At 70.1% G+C, this 19,958-nt stretch carries 20 protein-coding genes and 3 pseudogenes; 19 read left to right on the top strand and 4 right to left on the bottom strand.

Going from position 1 to position 19,958, the window contains the following annotated elements:
* Window positions 1-138 precede the first annotated feature (138 nt).
* The 5 genes from ACFU5O_RS09280 (at window position 139) to hutH (ending at window position 6,170) form a co-directional block, all read left to right on the top strand.
* Entirely contained in the window at window positions 139-990 is an 852-nt protein-coding gene (locus ACFU5O_RS09280; protein ID WP_384238305.1) for a biotin--[acetyl-CoA-carboxylase] ligase, read from the top strand.
* A gap of 140 nt (window positions 991-1,130) precedes the next feature.
* Window positions 1,131-2,453 carry an adenylate/guanylate cyclase domain-containing protein gene (locus ACFU5O_RS09275; protein ID WP_384238303.1) on the top strand — a complete coding sequence of 441 codons (1,323 nt, stop codon included), beginning with the start codon at window positions 1,131-1,133 and terminating at the stop codon, window positions 2,451-2,453.
* A 66-nt stretch (window positions 2,454-2,519) separates the two neighbouring features.
* Window positions 2,520-3,338 (top strand): enoyl-CoA hydratase/isomerase family protein, encoded by an 819-nt coding sequence (locus ACFU5O_RS09270; RefSeq protein ID WP_384238934.1) that lies wholly within the window; start codon window positions 2,520-2,522, stop codon window positions 3,336-3,338.
* A gap of 30 nt (window positions 3,339-3,368) precedes the next feature.
* Window positions 3,369-4,502, top strand: coding sequence for a diguanylate cyclase domain-containing protein (locus ACFU5O_RS09265; protein WP_384238301.1), 1,134 nt, complete (start codon window positions 3,369-3,371; stop codon window positions 4,500-4,502).
* 102 nt (window positions 4,503-4,604) lie between these two features.
* Window positions 4,605-6,170 (top strand): histidine ammonia-lyase, encoded by a 1,566-nt coding sequence (gene hutH, locus ACFU5O_RS09260; RefSeq protein ID WP_384238932.1) that lies wholly within the window; start codon window positions 4,605-4,607, stop codon window positions 6,168-6,170.
* Between the two features lie 21 nt (window positions 6,171-6,191).
* On the opposite strand, the gene ACFU5O_RS09255 is transcribed toward hutH, so the two are convergent.
* Window positions 6,192-6,542, bottom strand: coding sequence for a hypothetical protein (locus tag ACFU5O_RS09255; RefSeq protein ID WP_384238299.1), 351 nt, complete (start codon window positions 6,540-6,542; stop codon window positions 6,192-6,194).
* A 118-nt stretch (window positions 6,543-6,660) separates the two neighbouring features.
* On the opposite strand from ACFU5O_RS09255, the gene ACFU5O_RS09250 reads away from it, so the two are divergent.
* Both ACFU5O_RS09250 and ACFU5O_RS09245 read left to right on the top strand, forming a co-directional pair.
* On the top strand, window positions 6,661-7,014 hold the full coding sequence (locus ACFU5O_RS09250) for a hypothetical protein (protein ID WP_384238298.1): 354 nt from the start codon (window positions 6,661-6,663) through the stop codon (window positions 7,012-7,014).
* Window positions 7,015-7,279: 265 nt separating this feature from the next.
* Window positions 7,280-8,542 (top strand): Ig-like domain-containing protein, encoded by a 1,263-nt coding sequence (locus ACFU5O_RS09245; protein ID WP_384238931.1) that lies wholly within the window; start codon window positions 7,280-7,282, stop codon window positions 8,540-8,542.
* Window positions 8,543-8,736: 194 nt separating this feature from the next.
* On the opposite strand, the gene ACFU5O_RS09240 is transcribed toward ACFU5O_RS09245, so the two are convergent.
* Window positions 8,737-9,597 carry a helix-turn-helix transcriptional regulator gene (locus tag ACFU5O_RS09240; protein WP_384238296.1) on the bottom strand — a complete coding sequence of 287 codons (861 nt, stop codon included), beginning with the start codon at window positions 9,595-9,597 and terminating at the stop codon, window positions 8,737-8,739.
* A 127-nt stretch (window positions 9,598-9,724) separates the two neighbouring features.
* Here ACFU5O_RS09240 and ACFU5O_RS09235 point away from each other — a divergent pair, with 127 nt between their 5' ends.
* Window positions 9,725-10,777: an NAD(P)-dependent alcohol dehydrogenase gene (locus tag ACFU5O_RS09235; RefSeq protein ID WP_384238295.1), complete on the top strand. Its 1,053-nt coding sequence runs from the start codon at window positions 9,725-9,727 to the stop codon at window positions 10,775-10,777.
* Between the two features lie 84 nt (window positions 10,778-10,861).
* Entirely contained in the window at window positions 10,862-11,218 is a 357-nt protein-coding gene (locus tag ACFU5O_RS09230; RefSeq protein WP_384238293.1) for a DUF1330 domain-containing protein, read from the top strand.
* 154 nt (window positions 11,219-11,372) lie between these two features.
* Here the strand turns inward: ACFU5O_RS09230 and ACFU5O_RS09225 are convergent, their stop codons facing one another.
* Window positions 11,373-12,245 carry an MBL fold metallo-hydrolase gene (locus tag ACFU5O_RS09225; RefSeq protein WP_384238291.1) on the bottom strand — a complete coding sequence of 291 codons (873 nt, stop codon included), beginning with the start codon at window positions 12,243-12,245 and terminating at the stop codon, window positions 11,373-11,375.
* Window positions 12,246-12,496: 251 nt separating this feature from the next.
* Between ACFU5O_RS09225 and ACFU5O_RS09220 the strand changes: the two are divergent.
* The 8 genes and pseudogenes from ACFU5O_RS09220 to ACFU5O_RS09185 form a co-directional block, all read left to right on the top strand.
* Window positions 12,497-12,568, top strand: a pseudogene (locus ACFU5O_RS09220) (BTAD domain-containing putative transcriptional regulator); the annotation flags it as partial.
* Window positions 12,569-12,662: 94 nt separating this feature from the next.
* Window positions 12,663-12,920: a hypothetical protein gene (locus ACFU5O_RS09215; protein WP_384238973.1), complete on the top strand. Its 258-nt coding sequence runs from the start codon at window positions 12,663-12,665 to the stop codon at window positions 12,918-12,920.
* Window positions 12,921-12,970: 50 nt separating this feature from the next.
* Window positions 12,971-13,255, top strand: a pseudogene (locus ACFU5O_RS09210) (dihydrofolate reductase); the annotation flags it as partial.
* 482 nt (window positions 13,256-13,737) lie between these two features.
* On the top strand, window positions 13,738-13,905 hold the full coding sequence (locus tag ACFU5O_RS09205; protein WP_384238289.1) for a hypothetical protein: 168 nt from the start codon (window positions 13,738-13,740) through the stop codon (window positions 13,903-13,905).
* A 584-nt stretch (window positions 13,906-14,489) separates the two neighbouring features.
* Window positions 14,490-15,308 carry a molybdopterin cofactor-binding domain-containing protein gene (locus ACFU5O_RS09200; RefSeq protein WP_384238287.1) on the top strand — a complete coding sequence of 273 codons (819 nt, stop codon included), beginning with the start codon at window positions 14,490-14,492 and terminating at the stop codon, window positions 15,306-15,308.
* A gap of 120 nt (window positions 15,309-15,428) precedes the next feature.
* On the top strand, window positions 15,429-15,899 hold the full coding sequence (locus ACFU5O_RS09195; protein ID WP_384238285.1) for a hypothetical protein: 471 nt from the start codon (window positions 15,429-15,431) through the stop codon (window positions 15,897-15,899).
* A complete protein-coding gene (locus ACFU5O_RS09190) occupies window positions 15,896-17,290 on the top strand; it encodes a hypothetical protein (protein WP_384238283.1) in 1,395 nt (464 codons plus the stop codon). The genes ACFU5O_RS09195 and ACFU5O_RS09190 overlap by 4 nt, the downstream gene beginning before the upstream one ends.
* Window positions 17,287-17,613, top strand: coding sequence for a hypothetical protein (locus ACFU5O_RS09185; RefSeq protein ID WP_384238281.1), 327 nt, complete (start codon window positions 17,287-17,289; stop codon window positions 17,611-17,613). Before ACFU5O_RS09190 ends, ACFU5O_RS09185 begins: the two co-directional genes overlap by 4 nt.
* Before the next feature lie 24 nt (window positions 17,614-17,637).
* On the opposite strand, the gene ACFU5O_RS09180 is transcribed toward ACFU5O_RS09185, so the two are convergent.
* Complete coding sequence (locus ACFU5O_RS09180; protein ID WP_384238279.1) at window positions 17,638-18,105, bottom strand: ArsI/CadI family heavy metal resistance metalloenzyme; 468 nt, start codon at window positions 18,103-18,105, stop codon at window positions 17,638-17,640.
* 166 nt (window positions 18,106-18,271) lie between these two features.
* Here ACFU5O_RS09180 and ACFU5O_RS09175 point away from each other — a divergent pair.
* A pseudogene (locus ACFU5O_RS09175) lies at window positions 18,272-18,524 on the top strand (ArsR/SmtB family transcription factor); the annotation flags it as partial.
* Between the two features lie 247 nt (window positions 18,525-18,771).
* Entirely contained in the window at window positions 18,772-19,920 is a 1,149-nt protein-coding gene (gene pstS / locus ACFU5O_RS09170; RefSeq protein ID WP_384238277.1) for a phosphate ABC transporter substrate-binding protein PstS, read from the top strand.
* Window positions 19,921-19,958 lie beyond the last annotated feature (38 nt).

Raw genomic sequence — 19,958 nt, 5'->3', positions numbered from 1 at the left:
AGGCGGAGCGAGGCGGTCCGCGAGCGTGGTCCGCGTCGCCCTCCATGCATCGCGTCGCCCTCCACGGCACCGGCACGGCGCCGCGCCGTGCCGGACGCGGTTCGCATCAGGGGCACGGGAGAGGCCAAGCTGGGCCGCATGACGCCTCCCGCCGCATCGCCAGGCCGCTGGTCCGATCTCGACCGGCCCCCGCTCAACGCTTCCGCACTGCGCCGCGCCCTCCTGCGCCCGGGTGGTCTGTGGACCTCGCTCGACATCGTCGAGTCGACCGGCTCCACCAACTCCGACCTCTCCGCCAAGGCCCCCGGGCTCCCCGAGGGCGCCGTGCTCGTCGCGGAGGAGCAGACCGCGGGCCGTGGCCGCCTCGACCGCGACTGGAGCGCGCCCGCGCGCTCCGGGCTCTTCCTCTCCGTACTGCTCAAGCCCGATGTGCCCGTCCAGCGCTGGGGCTGGCTGCCGCTGCTCACCGGAGTCGCGGCCGCGACCGGCCTGGCAAGGGCGGCGGGCACCGACTTCTCCCTCAAGTGGCCGAACGACCTGCTGGTGAAGGTGGGCGGCGAGGAACGCAAGGCGGGTGGCATTCTCGCCGAACGGGTCGGCGACGACGGCGTGGTCATCGGCATCGGCATCAACGTCACGCTGCGTGAGGACGAGCTCCCCGTTCCGGGGGCGGGCTCCCTCGCCCTCGCAGACGCCATCTCCACCGACCGCGACCCGCTGCTGCGGGCGCTGCTGCGCTCGCTGGAGGACTGGTACGGGACGTGGCGCGCGGCCAACGGCGACCCGCATGCCTCACGGCTCCAGGAGATGTACGCGGCGGGCTGCTCGACCCTCGGCCTCAAGGTCCGTGCCGAGCTGCCCGGCGACCGGACGCTCATCGGCGAGGCCGTCGCGGTCGACGGCGACGGGCGGCTCGTCGTGACCACCCCGGACGGCAAGGATCACCCCATCGGGGCGGGCGACATCATCCACCTGCGCCCGGGCGGCTGAACCGGACGGGACACCGGGACGTGAGCTAGGGCACACCTGCCGTATCGTTGAGCCCGCGCCGGGGGTTCGCGGTATGCGCGAACCGGCACGGCATGACAGATCGGCAGGGCAGTGCGCAGGGAACGGGCAGGAGGCGGCCGGTGACCGTCGACGACACGACTTCCGGTTCCGGCGCGGGCGCTTCCGGGTCCCCTGGTGGCTCGGGGACACCAGGAGGAGGTTCGGGCGGTTCCCGTGGCCCAGGCGGCCCGGATGGCTCCGGCGGTCCCGCTGCTTCCGGCGGCCCCAGCGGCCCCACTGGTCCCACCGGCCCTACCGGCCCCGCCGCGGCCGGTGGCCGGCGGCAGCAGTCCTCCGGCTCCCACCCGACGCCGCACCACGAGGTCGACCACACGGTGGAGCCGACCAAGGACCCGCTCGCCATCCGTCTGGAACAGCTGATCCTCGGCGCCGACCGCCGCTACACCCCGTTCCAGGCGGCCAGGGCCGCCGGGGTGTCGATGGATCTGGCCTCCCGCTTCTGGCGGGCGATGGGCTTCGCCGACATCGGCCAGGCCAAGGCCCTCACCGAGGCCGATGTCCTCGCCCTGCGCCGCCTCGCCGGTCTCGTCGAGGCGGGGCTGCTGAGCGAGCCCATGGCCGTCCAGGTGGCCCGGTCCACGGGACAGACCACGGCGCGGCTGGCCGAGTGGCAGATCGACTCCTTCCTGGAGGGGCTCACCGAGCCGCCGGAGCCCGGGATGACCCGCACCGAGGTCACCTATCCCCTGGTCGAGCTGCTGCTGCCGGAACTGGAAGAGTTCCTCGTCTACGTCTGGCGCCGCCAGCTCGCGGCCGCCACCGGCCGCGTCGTACAGGCGGCGGACGACGAGGAGATGGTCGACAGACGGCTCGCGGTCGGATTCGCGGACCTCGTGGGCTTCACCCGGCTCACCCGCCGCCTCGAGGAGGAGGAGCTGGGCGAGCTCGTCGAGTCCTTCGAGACGACCTGCGCCGACCTGGTCGCCGCGCACGGTGGCCGGCTGATCAAGACCCTCGGCGACGAGGTCCTGTACGCGGCGGACGACGCGGGCACGGCCGCGGAGATCGCCCTGCGGCTCATCGAGACCCTGACGCACGACGAGTCCATGCCGGCCCTGCGGGTCGGTATCGCCTTCGGGACGGTCACGACCCGCATGGGCGATGTGTTCGGCACGACGGTGAACCTGGCGAGCAGGCTCACCTCGATAGCGCCGAAGGACGCCGTCCTGGTGGACGGGGCGTTCGCGGAGGAGCTGGCACGGACGGGCGACGCCCCGGTTTCGGAGGCGCAGGCGGCCGAGGAAGCGGCCGTGGCCGAGAAGGAGGGCGAGGAGCCGGGCCCCTCTCCGAAGTACCGCTTTGCGATGCAGCCGATGTGGCAGCGGCCGGTGCGTGGACTCGGTGTGGTGGAGCCCTGGCTGCTGACGAGGCGGTCCACCTAGGATCCTCCCGGTGAACCACCGTTAACCTGGAGGATTTCGATCATGTCCGAGAGTGTGTCCGGCAGCATGTCCGAGCTCACGTCCGAGGCCGTGTCAGAGCAGCGCTTCGGTGAATTCGTCGTCGTACGCCGCCACGAGAACGGGCACGTCGCCGAACTGGTCCTCGACCGGCCCAAGGCGATGAACGCGGTCTCGACGGACATGGCGCGGTCGATCGGCGCCGCGTGCCAGGCGCTGGGGGCGAACCCCTCGGTGCGGGTGACCGTGCTGACGTCCTCGAACGAGCGGGCCTTCTGTGTGGGCGCCGACCTCAAGGAAAGGAACTCCTTCACCGACGCGGAGTTGGTCAGGCAGCGGCCGACCGCTCGTGCGGCGTACACGGGTGTGCTGGAGCTGCCGATGCCGACGGTCGCCGCGGTGCACGGCTTCGCGCTGGGCGGCGGGTTCGAGCTGGCGCTCTCCTGCGATGTGATCGTGGCCGACGGTACGGCGGTCGTGGGTCTGCCCGAGGTGTCCGTGGGTGTGATTCCGGGCGGCGGCGGTACGCAGCTGCTGCCGCGGCGGGTGGGGGCCGCGCGGGCGGCGGAGCTGGTGTTCACGGCGCGGCGCGTGGAAGCGGCGGAGGCGCGGCAGTTGGGGCTGGTGGACGAGCTGGCCGAGGACGCCCGTACGGCGGCGCTGGAGCTCGCCGCGCGCATCGCCGCGAACTCGCCGGTCGGGCTGCGGGCCGCCAAGCGGGCGCTGCGGCTGGGCCAGGGCCTTGATCTGCGGGCCGGTCTGGAGGTCGAGGACGCGGCGTGGCGGTCGGTGGCGTTCTCCGGGGACCGGGCGGAGGGTGTGGCCGCGTTCAACGAGAAGCGCAAGCCGGAGTGGCCCGGCGAGTGAAATGACCCTGAATGTCCCTAAGCTGGGGTGATGGGTGAGGATGTGCGGCTGCGAGCCGTGGTGGCGCTCGCACAGTCGATGGCCGCTGCGCACACTCCGCGGGAGTCGTGGCGGGCCGCCGCGTCGGGCGCGTGCGACGCGCTGGCCGGGAGCTTTGCCGCGCTGTCGGTCTGGGAGCGGGACCACGGCCGGCTGAAGGTGCTCGTCAACGCGGGGGAACGGGCCGCGGACGAGGAGGAGTTTCCGGACGGGGAGACCTATCCCGTGCACCGCTTCCCGGAGATCACGGAATTCCTGCACGAGCAGTGGGCGGGAGGCGGCGCGCCGCGCGCGTGGGTCGAGACCGCGGAGGGGCCGGCGGCGGACGAGCACGGCTACAGCCACCACCGGGTCGACGCGCTCCGGCAGCGCGGGCGGGGCTGCTGTGTCGTCGCGCCGATCGTGCTGCACGGACGGGCGTGGGGGGAGCTCTATGTGGCCAGGGCGGTGGGGCAGCCGGTGTTCGACCGGGACGACGCGGACTTCGCGACCGTGCTCGCGTCGGTGGTGGCCGCCGGGATCGCGCAGCAGGAGCGGCTGGAGGAGGTGCGGCGGCTCGCCTTCACGGACCCGCTGACCGGGCTCGCGAACCGGCGGGCGGTCGACGTACGGCTCGACGAGGCGCTCGAGCGGCACCGGCGGGACCGGTCCGTGGTCTCGCTGGTGGTCTGCGACCTGAACGGTCTCAAGCGGGTCAACGACACCCTCGGCCATGCGACGGGCGACCGCCTGCTGGAGCGGTTCGGCTCGGTGCTGTCGCTGTGCGGGGCGATGCTGCCCGGCGCGCTGGCCGCGCGGCTGGGCGGCGACGAGTTCTGCCTGCTGACGGTGGGGCCCCCGGCCGACGACGTGGTGAAGGTCGCGGACGAACTCTGTGAACGGGCCGGTGAGTTGAAGCTGGGGGAGGGTGTGGCCTGCGGTATCGCGTCGACGGGCGATCCGATCGGCCCGGTCCGCTCGGCCCGTCGCCTCTTCCGTCTCGCGGACGCCGCCCAGTACCGGGCGAAGGCGGCCCGCTCCCGGGGGCCGGTCGTGGCGGGGCGCGACGACACGGTCGTCCCGCTCGCGGACGCCCCGCCGTCCACGCCGCATGACCGCCGCAGGTTCCGCGACGCTCGTCCGTGACGGAGGAAGGCGCCCGGCCGACTGCCGTCCACGGGGCGGGACGTCCGTGCGGAAGAGGTGGTGACAGAGACAGATTCAGTCCGTAGGGTGCTGAATATGGATATGCACACTGTGGTGGTGGGGACGTCCGGTACGACCGTCGAGGACGTCATCGCCGTCGCCCGCGACAACGCACGTATCGAGCTTTCCGAAGAGGCCGTCGCGGCGCTCGCCGCCGCCCGGGCCGTCGTGGACGCGCTGGCCGCGAAGCCCGAGCCGGTGTACGGCGTGTCGACCGGGTTCGGGGCGCTGGCGACGAGGCACATCGGTCACGACCTCCGCACACAGCTGCAGCGGAACATCGTGCGGTCGCACGCCGCCGGGATGGGCCCCCGCGTCGAGCGTGAGGTCGTACGGGCGCTGATGTTCCTGCGGCTGAAGACCGTGGCGTCCGGACACACCGGCGTGCGCCCCGAGGTCGCGCAGACCATGGCCGACGTGCTCAACGCGGGGATCACCCCCGTGGTGCACGAGTACGGCTCGCTCGGCTGCTCGGGAGATCTCGCGCCGCTGTCCCACTGCGCGCTGACGCTGATGGGCGAGGGTGACGCCGAGGGCCCCGACGCGGCCGTACGCCCCGCGGGTGAGCTGCTCGCCGCCCATGGCATCCGGCCCGTCGAGCTGCACGAGAAGGAAGGCCTCGCCCTCCTCAACGGCACCGACGGCATGCTCGGCATGCTGATCATGGCCCTGGCCGACCTCCAGCGGCTCTACACCTCTGCCGACATCACCGCGGCCCTCTCGCTGGAGGCCCTGCTCGGCACGGACAAGGTCCTCGCCCCCGAGCTGCACGCCATCCGGCCCCATCCCGGCCAGGCCGCCGCCGCGGCCAACATGAGGGCCGTACTCAAGGACTCCGAGCTCACCGGCCACTTCCAGGAGGAGGAGGCGCCCCGCGTCCAGGACGCCTACTCGGTGCGCTGCGCGCCCCAGGTCGCCGGTGCCGGCCGCGACACCATGGCCTACGCCCGGCTCGTCGCCGACCGCGAGCTCGCCGCCGCGGTCGACAACCCGGTCGTGCTGCTCGACGGTGGCACCCAGGGCTCCGGGGGAGGACGGGTCGAGTCCAACGGGAACTTCCACGGCGCCCCCGTCGCGTACGTCCTCGACTTCCTCGCCATCGCCGCCGCGGACCTCGGCTCCATCGCGGAGCGCCGCACGGACCGGCTCCTCGACAAGAACCGCTCGCACGGCCTGCCGCCCTTCCTCGCCGACGACGCGGGCGTCGACTCGGGCCTGATGATCGCCCAGTACACCCAGGCCGCCCTGGTCAGCGACATGAAGCGGCTCGCGGTCCCGGCCTCGGTCGACTCCATCCCGTCCTCGGCGATGCAGGAGGACCATGTCTCGATGGGCTGGTCGGCCGCCCGCAAGCTGCGCACCGCCGTCGACAACCTCACCCGGATCATCGCCGTGGAGCTGTACGCGGCGACCCGGGCGATCGAGCTGCGGCGGAGCCTGAGCCCCGCCCCCGCGTCCAAGGCGGCCATCGCGGCCCTGAGGGCGTCCGGCGTCGAGGGCCCGGGACCCGACCGCTTCCTCGCCCCCGACCTGGCCGCCGCCGAGGCGTTCGTACGGGAAGGGAAGCTCGTCGCGGCCGTGGAGCCGGTCACCGGGCCCCTGGCGTAGCCGTGAGCGGGCGCCGGGGGGTCAGAACGCAGCGGCTCCCCGGCGCGCCGCGAAGGTCACGAACGCGGCGCCGATACCGAGGAACGCCGTACCGCCGATGAGGTACGGAGTGGTGTCCACGGTGCCCGTGTCGGCGAGCCGCAGTTCCCGGGTGGCGCCGCCCTGCGCCTCCTGGGCGCCCTGGGGCACCCGCGCTTCACGCGCTCCTTGGGCGTTCCCGGAAGCGGAAGCTCCGGACGACTGCAGCGCGGCCCCTGCGGCCTGCGCGGCCTGCCTTTCCGCTGTCGCGTTCGCCGACGGGACGAACCAGAGCGCACAGAGCAGAGTGCCGGCCGCGGTGGCGGTCAGCAGCGGGCGGCGAGCGACGGACACGAAATGATTCCCCTTGCGGCAGCGGCGAATTGGCCGTGTGCGGTGTTGCTGCCGCGATGCTAATGAAAGCAGCGGGTCGCAGGAAAGTCGTGATCCCGAGGGGCCTACCCTCCGTCGTATGACCACCTCTGAGACATCACGCTATGTACGCCTCCACGTCGAATTGGTACTTGAGGTCGCGGAACCGGAAGCGCTGACCGAGGCCGCGCTCGAGCGCATCGTGGCCGACGAGTACATGCCGGAGGAGGAGCGTGCCCACGCCCGCTCCGCCGTACGTGAGGACTCCGCGGAGGCCCTCGCCTACCTCGTCGACCCCTTCGATCTCGTCAACGAGGTTCCCGGGGTCGATCTCGCGCAGGCCTCCTGGAGCTGCGAGCAGATCGACTACGACCCCGAATCGGAGGAGTGGGACATCGAGCGGGAAGGTACGGACATCGAGGACCTCGGGGACGACGGGAGTACCCGGCCGTAGGGGCGGGCAGGAGCAGCCGGAGCGGGCCCGGGCCGCCTCCCCGCGAACCGGGGCCCGTCGTTGTCCGTGTACTGCTTCGGAGGCGCGGTCGGGGGCCCGGTTCCCGGCCAGGTGGGAGAGGCTGCCGGAGCTCGATGTCCGGTGGATGCAACCGGCGGGACCCGATACGCGTCGGTGAGTGGTGTTGCCCACATCTTTCCTCAGATGTGGAACCGGACGGACCTTTATGGGTCTTCTTGAATGAGTTGGCATGGATTCGGCGACGATGGAGAAGCGTGTGATGACGGACAGCAAGCGGCGCAGGGGCCTGATGGCCGCGTCCGCAGTGCTCGGCAGCGTGCTGGTGCTCACCGGCTGCAGCAGCAACGCCGACAAGGCCGCCGCCGACGGCTCGAAGAAGTCACAGGACCAGGTCGACGAAGCGGCCGCCAAGGACTCGTCGGACGCCCGAATAGTCATCTCGCCCAAGAACGGCGCCGCCAACGCGAGCATCAACAAGGACGCCAAGGTCACCGTCAGCGACGGAAAGCTCACCGATGTCACCATGACCACGGCCGCCGGCGAGAGCGTCAAGGGCACGCTCGCCGCCGACGGCAAGAGCTGGCGCCCCGACGGCCAGCTGGAGCGGGCGACCACCTACAAGATCGCTGCGACGGCCGAGGACTCCAAGGGCCGTGAGGCGCACGAGAACGCCTCGTTCACCACCGTGTCGCCCGACAACAGCTTCATCGGGAACTTCACGCCCGAGGACGGTTCCACGGTCGGCGTCGGCATGCCGGTCTCGATCAACTTCAACAAGGCCATCACGGACAAGAAGGCCGTCCAGTCCGGTATCACCGTCACCTCCAGCAGCGGCCAGGAGGTCGTCGGCCACTGGTTCAACGGCCAGCGGCTCGACTTCCGTCCCGACCAGTACTGGCAGTCGGGCTCCACCGTCACGCTGAAGCTGAACCTCGACGGGGTCGAGGGCGCCGACGGCGTCTTCGGCGTCCAGGAGAAGACCGTCACCTTCAAGATCGGCCGCAACCAGGTCTCCACCGTCGACGCCGTCGCCAAGACCATGACGATCACCCAGGGCGGCAAGACGATCAAGACCATCCCGATCTCGGCCGGTTCCCCGGAGAACCCGACCTACAACGGTCAGATGGTGATCTCGGAGAAGTTCAAGCAGACCCGCATGAACGGTGCGACCGTCGGCTTCACGGACGACGACGGCAAGGGCGAGTACGACATCAAGGACGTCCCGCACGCGATGCGGCTGTCCTCGTCCGGCACGTTCATCCACGGCAACTACTGGGGCGCCGACAGCGTCTTCGGCAGCGTCAACACCAGCCATGGCTGCGTCGGCCTGAACGACGTCAAGGGCGCGGGCGACCCGAACCAGCCCGCCGCGTGGTTCTACGACAACTCGATCGTGGGCGACGTCGTCGTGGTGAAGAACTCCAAGGACCAGACGATCAAGCCGGACAACGGCCTCAACGGCTGGAACCTGAGCTGGGCCGACTGGAAGGCCGGCTCGGCGGTCTGACCCGGACCCCGCCCGCCGGGCCGTGACATGGCCCCCTGGCCGACATGGCGGCGGCTCCCGGAAGCACCTGCTCCGGGAGCCGCCGCCTTTGTCGTACGTCACCGCGTCCGTCGGGGTACGGCGCGGTACGGCGGGGACGGCGCGGTACAGCGTGTTCCGGCGGTTCCGGCGGGGGTGCGGTGGGTACCCCGCACTCAGCGCGTCGCCGCGCCGGTCACCTCGTCGACCCCCCACTGCGCCAGCAGCACCAGCGACTGCGCGGACGCCGTTCCCGGCTCCGCGTGATACGTGACCAGGTGCAGGTCGTCGTCGTCCGGCAGCCTCAGCGTCTCGTACAACAGCGTCAGATCGCCCACGAGCCGGTGGTGCAGCCGCTTGGTGCCGTGCCCCTTCTCCTGCACCGTGTGCGCCGCCCACAGCGTGCGGAAGTCGTCGCTCTTGACCGAGAGCTCACCGATCAGCGCCGACAGCTGCGGATCGTCCGGGTAGCAGCCCGCGCACAGCCGCAGCACGCTCACCACCTCGACCGCCTTGCACTGCCAGTCGACGTACAGCTCCCGCGCGGCCGGGTCGAGGAAGACCAGCCGCGCCATGTTCCGCTCCTCGGGCCGCATGACCGCGAAGTCGCCGAGGAGGGCGCGCGCCATCGTGTTCCACGCCAGGATGTCCATCCGCCGCCCCAGGACGAACGCGGGCACCGCGGCCATCGCGTCGATCAGCATCTGGAGCTGCGGCCGGATCGTCTGCGTGGCCCGCGCCGCCCGCTTCTTCTTCTCCGTCGGCTTCGCGAGATGGGTCAGATGGCTGCGCTCGGTCTCGGTCAGGCGCAGCGCACGGGCGATCGAGTCGAGGACCTCGACCGACACGTTCTGGCCGTTGCCCTGCTCGAGCCGGGTGTAGTACGCGACGGACACTCCGGCCAGCTGCGCCAGCTCCTCGCGGCGCAGTCCCGGCACCCGGCGGTGGCGGCCGAAATCGGGCAGCCCCACGTCCTGCGGCTTGAGCCGGGCCCGCCGGGAACGCAGGAATTCACTGAGTTCGGCACGCTGATCCATACCATCAGTATCGCGGTCCCCGCCTGGTCGTACGAGGGCGATCCTGACCCTGCCAGTAGTAGGCACGGCGGACGTACGTACGACAGAGGGCTGGGTGGCCCGGGCGAAGCGCGGCAGTCTCGAAGACATGACCAGCATCGCTAGCACTGTCCCCGCATACGCAGCACCCGCCGCCAAGGCCCCGCTGGAGCGCACCACCATCCCGCGCCGGGCGGTCGGCGAGCACGACGTGCTGATCGACATCAAGTACGCCGGTATCTGTCACTCCGACATCCACCAGGCCCGCGACGGCTGGGGCGAGGGCATCTTCCCGATGGTCCCCGGCCACGAGATCGCAGGAGTCGTCACCGAGGTCGGCGCGGGCGTCACCAAGTTCGCCGTGGGCGACCGGGTCGGCGTCGGCTGTCTCGTCGACTCCTGCCGTGAGTGCGACAACTGCAAGGCCGGGCTCCAGCAGTACTGCACCGGCGGCAGCGTCCTCACGTACAACGCCGTCGACAAGAACGGCGAGCCCACCTACGGCGGCTACTCCACACACATCGTCGTGGACGAGGCCTTCACCGTCAGGATCCCCGACGGCCTGTCCCTCGACGTGGCCGCGCCGCTGCTGTGCGCCGGGATCACCACGTACTCCCCGCTCCGGCACTGGAACGCCGGGCCCGGCAAGAAGGTCGCCGTGGTCGGCCTGGGCGGCCTCGGCCACATGGGCGTCAAGATCGCGCACGCGCTGGGCGCCGAGGTGACCGTGCTGTCGCAGTCGCTGCGCAAGAAGGACGACGGCCTTCGGCTGGGCGCCGACCACTACTACGCCACCAGCGACGACGCGACGTTCGAGGCCCTCGCGGGCACCTTCGACCTGATCCTCAACACGGTGTCGGCCCCGCTGCCGCTCGACAAGTTCCTGAGCCTGCTGAGGACGGACGGAGCGATGGTGAACGTGGGCGCCCCCGAGGAGCCCGTGTCGCTGAACGTCTTCTCCCTCATCGGCGGGCGCAGGACGCTCGCCGGCTCCGGGATCGGCGGACTCCCGGAGACCCAGGAGATGCTCGACTTCTGTGCCGAGCACGGCCTGGGCGCCGAGATCGAGGTCATCCGGGCGGACGAGATCAACGAGGCCTACGAGCGCGTCCTCGCGAGCGACGTCCGCTACCGCTTCGTGATCGACACCGCGACCATCTGACCCACTTCACCCCCGGTCGACTGCCTCCCGGGCCTTACCCGGGAGGTAATCGACCCGCGTTCGCGGCCGGGGCACCATCGGGACATGAACGCATACGCGATCGGCAACCTTCGGCCCCCGTCCCGTCCCGACGACGAGGTCTTCGACTACATGGAGCGCATCCAGGCCACCCTCGACCCCTTCGGCGGCCGGTTCCTGGTGCACGGCGCCCCGGAGCGCGAAGTGCGCGAGGGGGCGTGGCCGGGGGCGCTCGTCATCATCGGCTTCCCGTCGCTGGAGGCCGCCCGCGGCTGGTACGACTCCGAGGCCTACCAGGTGCTCGTTCCGCTGCGCACCCGGCACATGGCGGGTGACGTCATGCTGATCGACGGCGTCCCGCCGGGGTACGAGGCCGCCGGAACCGCGGCGCGGCTGAGAGCGGCGCACCGCGAGACGGTGTAGTGGCGCCAACGGCGACTTGCGCGGTGGAGCTGCTCCCGGTGTCGGAGGGACGGGGGTCCACACCCCCAAGCCGTGCACCCCAGGCATGAGTTGGAGGCCTGCCACTCCGGTGGCGTCCGGACGTCCGGACGCCACCGGAGTGGAAGGGCCCGTCTCAGGGGAGCCACAGCGTGTCCCTGTCGGGGGCGTCCCCGTCCGGACGACCTCGCTCCTCGTCATCGATGTCCGCGTCGGGCTCGAACCCGGAGAGCATCAGCTCCAGCGCGGCCTGGTCCGGTCCGACCCAGGGCGTCGCGCCCGCCGCCGAGCCCAGAGTCTCGATCAGGCGGCCGGTGATCCCGGGGGCGGGCGGCAGGTGCGAGGAGAGGATGAGGCCGGGGTCGCGCTCCCGTATCGGCTGGAACGTACCCAGGTACTTCCGGGGATCGACATGCTGCACCCACGGACTGTCCACGGTCGCCCACAGCAACTGCGCGGCCTCCAGGTCCTCGGGGTCGACCTCGCTCACGTCGTCGGCCTCTGCGAGGTCGACGGTGGGCGTCGGGCCGCCGAAGCAGTCCGAGCTGAAGCACGCCCCCGACCGGTCGTCGAAGAAGGCGAGGGTCGTGGGGCTGTCGTAGAGGGGAGGGCGGAAGCCGGTGAGTCTACGGTCGCCGACGTCCAGGGACTGTCCGGGGTTCAACAGATACAGGCGCTCCAGCGGAAGGGGCTGCTCGTACGACATGAACCCGGCCGTCCCGAACGTACATACGACCCTGGCCTCGGGTGCGGCGGCGAGCAATTCGAAGATCCCCCCGGTGTGGTCGCGGTCCGGATGCGTCAGCCAGATCCACCGCACATCGGCCGGGTCCATGACGGAACCGAGAGCCTCCGGAAAGTTCCGGTCGGACAGCCCGAGCCCCGTGTCGACGACGACGGGCTCCGCGGCAAGCAGCACAAAGGAGTTGACCGGGAGATACCCGATGCCCGGCACCTCCACGCTGTCGCTGAGGACGCCGATGTCGGGCCGGACCTTGTGAACCCGCATGCATCCATCGTCTGCCCGCGCCGATGTGCGCGCACCCGCGCGCGGCTGCCGGCGGGCGTCCGGATGCGAACCCGCGCGCGGCTGCCGGCGCGGCCCCGGTGCAGCCCGGGTGCCGGTCGGTCGATGCGGGCGCAGAGGTCTCCGCACCGTGCGCCATGGTGCGCTCACCCTGGGCCTGCACGACCGGGTCGTAGCCGATCTGACATCGCTCGCCCGCGAGTTCCCGGCAGGAGCGGCTGGTCGCCGCGCAGATGACCGCCCTCCACTGCAGCGGCCGTACGGCCGACGCCCTCCAGTCCTTCCGGCACACGCGCCGGGCGCTGGTGGACGAGCTGGGCACGGAGCCGGGCACCGGGCTGACGACTCTTCACAGCCGCATCCTGCGCAGCCCCCAGGCCGGACCGGCCCCCGTCCCCTGTGCACGCGGTACGGGTCGGCGACGAGTGGCTGCCCTGGAGCACGAGCGGGCATCCGGCGCTGGAGTCCTGCAACACGTACGCCGGTTGGGGCTGGCTGCGCAGCTACGCCACCCTCGCCGTCCGGACCGGCCACTCGGACCTGGCGGACGACCAGGACGTCGGCCGGTTGCCCCACCAGGGCCGCCGGCGCCCCGCCGCGGCCGCCGCGGCGCTGGGGAGGCCCGGGCGCTCCGCGCCGACCTGTACGCCTGCCTGAGTGACTCCGACGACGTCCGCGCTATCAACGCCGTGGACGCCGTGCAGAAGGGCGCCTTCTTGAGCGGACGCGTCACCCACGAGCTCATGGCGGGATTCTGGCCGACGGCCGACAGCGACCCGTCAAGTACCGGCCCCGTCGCCGAGTTCGCCGGCATCTGGCGCGACATGGCCAAGATCGTGTACTCCCGGACCCTGGAGCGTGCCGACTGGAACGCCAATGTCGTCCGGGACGTCCTCCCCGACGAGGCCATGGCGCTCAAGGCACAACCCGGCGGAGACCTGGCACTCGGCGGAGCCGGCCTCGCCGCGGCCTTCGGACAGCACGATCTGATCAAATCAGCAGTGGCCTGAACTGGCTTGGTGAAGTAGCAAAAAATGCTGCAGAGTCCACCAAGAAATGGGCCAAGGATCACGAGACGTGCCTCGTGGGTGTGGCTGCCGGTCTGGGTTGCGCTGTCGCGATCGCGAGCATGGTTGCAGCGGGCGCATGCGCTGCCATTGTCGGCGTGGCCGTCGGGGTCGGAGCATGGCGGTACAAGAATCCAGGCTCCACGGACACCGACCCGGCGCTGTCCTACATCGGCCAGGGGTCTACGGGCGCCGGGATGGGCTTCGCCCAGGGTGCACCCGTTGTCGTGGGCGTCAGAGGGTATGTCGCAAGACGGGCGGAGCAGAAGGCGGCCAGAATCGCTCAGGAGGAAGCGGCGAAGGCTGAGGAGGCCTTCTATCGCCACTACATGTGACCATGCGGAACTGACTGTACCTATGCTCCATCCTGACCTGCTTGGATAGTTTCGGGCGAGAGGAGGTGTGAAGTGGCTCGTGCTGTTGATTTCTTCTTCGGAATCATGATCGGAGTAGTCTGCGCCGCGATGATTGTCGAGGTGCGTGCGAAGAAGGGCAGACCCGCGCTGCCCTCGCTCCTGATCGCGATGTTCGTCAGCAGCGTGTTGTTCCTCGCTGCCTACGTTGCTGGGTCATAGCCGATCCGGCTCTGTCCGGCCGGGCGTCCGGCAGCCATCCCGGCGGCCGGTCAGATGCTATGAGGCGATTTCTGGACCCAGGCCGGGATCTACCTTTGAGGTCGCCTCGGCTGGTGCCGACTCTGCCGCGGGCGCGGTGTAGGAATGTCGTGGTGAGTCGACTGGACGCCTACCAATCAAGCAGTGAGGTTGGCGGCTTCGGCTCGATTGGCGGCGGGGCGCGACCTCATGAGGTCCTCAGCACCATGACTCTGCCGGTCGCTCAAGGCAGGGAGCGATGAATCGTGCATCATTCCCGATAGGCGTATATGCCGCTTCCGTGGGCGAAAGTCCATGTTGCAGGCGTCAGCACCAACGACGGCCACCGGGCCCCGGGGCCAGCAGGAGCGGGCCCAGACTCGGACGGACATTCGTCCAGCCGTAGATGCGCACTTCGCAGCCACTGGGAAGCATGGAAGACAGGGAAGCGGAGGGGGCGGGCACATGGATGCTCGGGTCACTCCGCGTGTCGACGCCCAGGAACAGACGTTGATGGTCGACACCCGGACGACGCTGCTGGATGCGTCGCGTGAGCGGCTCGGGACATGTCCGCGAAGAAGGGCGGCGATCACGACCAGTGCGGCGCCTGCACCGTACTGCTGGACGGTGGCAGCGTACCGCCCTGTTTGGCACTGGCCGTTGCGCACGAAGGCTTCGGAGGTTGTCACAGCGGCGGGACTGCCGGACGATGCGGGACTGCACCCGGTGCGCGCGCTCATGGAGTACCACGGGTTCCCGTGCGGGTACTGCACCGGGACAGATCTGCTCGGCGGTCGGCGTACTCGAGGAGGCCGCGCCGGCCGGCCCAGCCATGTGACCGAGCATCTCACCGGCCCGACAAGGAGATCGCGCCCGTCCTCGGTCTGGAGCTCGAGCAGATCCGCGTGATCTCCCCTCACGTAGGCGGCAGCTTCGGCTCCAAGTACCAGGCGCCCGCCCATCACATCCTCGTCGCCGTGGTCGCCCGGCGGGCCCTGGGAGGGTTGGTGAAGTTCCCACTCACACGCCGGCAGATGTTCACGCAGGTCGGCTACCGGACCCCCACCATCCAGCGCATTCGGCTCGGTGCCGACCACTACGGCCGTATCACAGCGACCGCGCGACGCGGTCGAACAGACCGCGAAGATTGTGGAGTTCGGAGAGCCGACGGCTGCGTCGCACCGCTCGACGTCCCGATGCCCGGCATCAGGGGGTCCCGGGGTGGCACCCGGGATGTTCCTGGAGTCCGCCATGGAGTCCGCCATGGACGAACGCCAACGCCGCCCACCACGCCACCGGCATCCGTGTCCGGGATCTGCCTGTCTCTGCGGGCCGTTTCCTGCGCTGATCCCGGCACTTGGGCCGGCGGTTCCTCCTGTCGGTGACCCGGCCGGATCGGACGGCTCCGAATCCGCCTGCGCCCCGCGTCTCGTCAGGAGGCAGGGGGGCCGCGACGGCGGCCATTGATCATTTCATCCTCCCGGCGGGTTAACGTTGATCAAGATATGACGCGTTCGGGACGGGTGGGGGAGATCATGTCGTTCGAAGAGGAGTGGGCGCAGCACAAGGCCGCTGCGCTGTCCCAGCAGAGCGCCGTGCGGCTCAACTCGGTCCCGGCGGAGCCCGGCAGCGGCTCCGGGGATGCGGGGAGGCTCGTCGCCGATGCTCCCTCGATCAACGGGAACGCGAACCTCCTGATCGAGATCGCCGCTCTCCTCCACGAAGGCAGGCCTGACGCCGAGACGAGCACCATGGCCAGGACTCCGCGGGCGCACGAGGACGTCTCCGTGCAGGTTGCCCGGTTCGCCCGGTTCGCCGGTGACCAGTTCCTCGACTCCGTCTCCCTCTTCGCCGCACTCGCCACGAAGCTGAAGAGCGCGGGCGGCGACTTCGTGACGGTGGACGACGACAACGCACGGAAGTTCCTCAACAGCGTCCTGGACAACGGTCGTTACGTGGCACCGGAGGCGAGGTGAGCGGGATCGGCCATCGCAGCGACGTACAGTTCCTCGCCGAGTGCAACCCGGCACTCGTCGAGCGCAACGCGGACGAGTTCCAGCGCCTTCGCGATCTGCTCGTCGAAATCGAGGAGCCGGCACGACGTGCCGAGACCCGTACGGAATGGCACAGCGAGGGCAGCAAGAGCTACGAGGCGCGCGTGGCCGAGGCCCGCGCCCTCGTCGTCCACCTCGCCGAGGGCTACAACAAGGCGGCCAGTGCGCTGCGCAGCTACGCTCTCGCCCTCGCGACCGCCAAGTCGCACTTCTCCGACGGCAAGGAATCCGAGCAGGCCCTCGCCTCCCTGATCGCCACCAAAGGCACGGCGATCACGCGCGAGGCCCAGGAGGCCGAACCCATGCGCCAGTGGGAGGACACGAGGGGCACGACGGGCTTCCTCGACTGGCTCGCGGAGTCCACGATGGACATCGACGACATCAAGGACGAGGCGAACAGGCTTCACGACGCCGCCGGTTCGAGCTTCCACCTGGCGAAGAGTGCGGAGAAGGAAGCGCGTGACATATGCGTCCACGCGCTGAAGGCGGCGTACGACCTGCTGCCCGACTTCCGGCTCGGCGCAGGCGTCGAGCGTGCCGATTTCTACGCGGCGATGGCCGCCATGCGGCGCGAGGCGCAGGAGGCGCGGAGCGATCCCCTCACCCACCTGCCGGGCAGCGGCACGAAGCGCGACTTCGCCCCGCCGGTCGGCGACGACCCCGTGTCCCCAGCGCTGCGCGACATCCGGATGCGGGTGGCAGGGCTGCCGGAGGCGAAGGACAACTACTGGGACCCGGCGTCGTCCGACGCGGAGCGCCGGGAGTGGATCGCCACCAACAAGGAGATCATTCAGGCGGCGGCAAAGAGCTCCGGACTGCCGCCGGAGATGGTCGCGGGTATTGCCTGGCAGGAGGTCGGAGGCCAGTGGGGGGCCTTTGACGACATCACGGACACCATCCGCCAGCAGGCCGACGCCCCGTGGGGACTGAGCCCGGTCGCACCCGAGAATCTGCCGTGGCGGCTGGGCGGGAATCCGGACGAGACGTCGTTCGGTCCGATCGCCATCCAGGTGCGACGTGGCGCCGAGGTGCTCGGCTACGACCCGGCGCATCTGACCGAGCAGCAGCGGGCCGTCGTCGAGGAGGCTCTGCAGGACCCTGCGCAGAACATATTCATCGCCTCCGGGTACCTGGCCCAGCTGAAGGCGGAGAGCGAGTTCGCCGATGTACCCGCCGGGAACATGACCCGTGACCACTACCGTGAACTGGCCGCTCGCTACAACGGCGGCCCCTACTGGGAATCCGAGAAAGCCCAGGGATACGGCCGTCGCTTCGACGGCAGCCTCGACCATGTGAAGGACGCTCTGCGATGACCCCCCTCGACCGGTCCGACCTGCCGTATCACCCGGACCAGGACAAGGGCTGTCTCCGCTGGGTCATGGGCGTCCCGCTGGTGATTCTTCACCTCCTGTCGGCCGGTCTGCTCCTGGCGGCCTTTGTCACGCGCCCCGGGGGAGACTGGGACGACGGCGCCTACGCCGGCATCGCTGCTGCCTGCCTTACCGTGTTCGCCTGCAGCGGCCTCGCGCTGGCCGTCACGCTCGTACCGTCCGTGCGGCGGACGATGGGTCCGTGGTGGCTGGCCCCGCCCGTGGCCATGATTCTGCTCGGGGCCCTGCGCATGGCCACCGTCTAGGGGCTTTCTTCGGATCAGGCAGGATCAGCAGCAGCCACCTGGGGCGACCGGTTCGCGCGTATCGGTGTCACTGGTCGGCGAGCCGCAGCGACACGTGCCGCTGCTCCCCTCCTTGTTCAGGACGTCGGCTTCCGCCTTGACCACGTACACCTCCCACGGTTCCCCGCCGGGGCCGTGGACCCAGACCTTGTCCTGCAGGGCGTAGCAGCAGCTGGTGTCGTTCTCTTCTGCCGTCGCCAGGCCTGCCTCGCTCAGGCGGGTGGTTGCGGAGTGGACGGCCTCGGTGCTTTCGACTTCGACGCCGAGGTGATCCATGCGGGTGTCCTCGCCCGCTGCGCCTTCGATCAGGACGAGCTTGAGCGGCGGTTCGGCGATGGCGAAGTTGGCGTAGTCCTCGCGGAGTTTGGCCGGCTCGGTGCCGAAGAGCTCGGTGTAGAAGGCGACGGATGCGGCGAGGTCGGGGACGCGGAGGGCGAGCTGTACGCGGGACACGGTGAGCCTCCTGGTGGTGTCAGCAGCCGACGGACGTGGACGGCGCCGCGATGCCGATCTAGAGGGACCGCAGCGCTGAATCCGCGCTATTCCAGCTGTTTCGACATCCATCGATGTCTGATATTGCCAGGATGGCGCCTGCTTCGATGGGCGTCAACATAGATGTATGTCGAATACGCAGGCGCTGCCGCTGCTCGAGCCCGCGACCGTCGCCCGTGCTGCCCCCGCTGACCGAGCGTCCGCTGACGGCCGAAGAGGCTGAGCGGACCGCCGCGGTGTTCAAGGCGCCCGGTGACCCGGTCCGGCTGCGACTGTTCTCGCCGATCGCCTCGCACGAGGGCGGCGAGGTCTGCGTGCGCGACATCTCCGACGTCGGCGTCTCCCAGTCGACCGTCACCCATCACCTGAAGAAGCTCAAGGCCTTCTGCCCGCGGGTCGCTGGTCATGCCGGCGCCGGGCGCCGCGTCCTGAGTCGCTGGCGCAACCGTAAGTCCAGTGATACGACACCAAGTGTTCGCCCGGGCTTCGCCCTGCGATTCCGAACATCGCTGACCATCTGTACATCTGGCGTAGAAGCGCCAACTGCGACGAGGTGTCGGCGTGCCCCTCCGAGCCGACGCTGCGGTCTCGGCAGCCGCCTGCCATCAGAGAGGACCGGGGTTCAGGGTGGAACATCGGCGTCGCAAGAACCGCAGAGGTTTCCTGCCTGTGGGTGCGGCGGTGGCCGCGGTCGCGTGCGCGGTGACGGGCGCGGTCGTGATCGCGATGAGTCAGCTCGGTGACTCCGCCGACAGCGACGGTCGTGACGTCTCCCTGCCGCCTCCTGCCCGGATCGCGTGTGCCGAGGAGGGCAAGGTCGCAGGTTCCGGTTCTTCGGCGCAGAAGAACGCGATGGAGCGCTGGATCAAGGAGTACCAGCGGGCCTGTCCGTCGGTGCGGATCGCGTACAACCCGGTGGGTTCCGGTGCGGGCGTGGCCCAGTTCATGCGGCAGGCAACGGTCTTCGGAGGTACCGACGGTGCGCTGAAGCCTGCGGACGTGGAGCGGTCGGAGAAGGTCTGCCCGGGTGGCAAGGCGATCGACCTGCCGATGGTGGGCGGCCCCATAGCCATCGGCTACAACCTCGCCGACGTCAACGACCTCGTGCTCGACGCGAAGACTCTCGCGAAGATCTTCGATTCCGGGATCACCAACTGGTCCGATCCGGCGATCCGGAAACTGAACCCCGGCGTGAAACTGCCTGACCTGCGGATTCGGGCAGTCCATCGGTCCGACGACTCCGGTACCACTCAGAACCTCAACGCCTATCTCTCCGGCGCTGCGCCACGGGAGTGGCCGTATCCGAAGGAGAAGGCCTGGCAGGGCAAGGGCGGCCACTCCGCGGCCGGCTCCGACGGGGTGGCGAACGCCGTGCGCAACACCGAGGGGACGATCGGCTACTTCGAGCTTTCCTTCGCGACCGGGCTGAAGATCCCCACCGTCGGGATCGACACCGGAGCGTCGAAGCCTGTCGCGGCCAGCCCCGAAACGGCGTCGGCCGGTATCGCGACCGCGGAAGTCGTGGGCAAGGGCGACGACCTGAGCCTGAAGTTCGACTACGCCACAAGGGCCGAGGGTGCCTACCCGATCGTCCTGGTCACTTACGAGGTCGTCTGCGACAAGGGCAATCCGGCCGAGACGCTTCCCGCGCTGAAGTCCTTCCTCACCTACACGGCGGGCGAGGAAGGGCAGAGGATCCTTCCTGCCAACCACTACGCGCCCCTGCCCGAGAAGGTCGCCGTCCGGGTGCGGCAAGTCATCGACACACTGTCCTGAGGCTCCCTCCGCCCGAGGGCGGGGTGCCGCACCGGGCC

The sequence above is a fragment of the Streptomyces sp. NPDC057445 genome, assembly GCF_042802855.1.
Lineage (GTDB): Bacteria > Actinomycetota > Actinomycetes > Streptomycetales > Streptomycetaceae > Streptomyces.
Note: the sequence above shows the minus strand (reverse complement) of the source record. Positions and strands in the feature narration are given on the sequence as shown.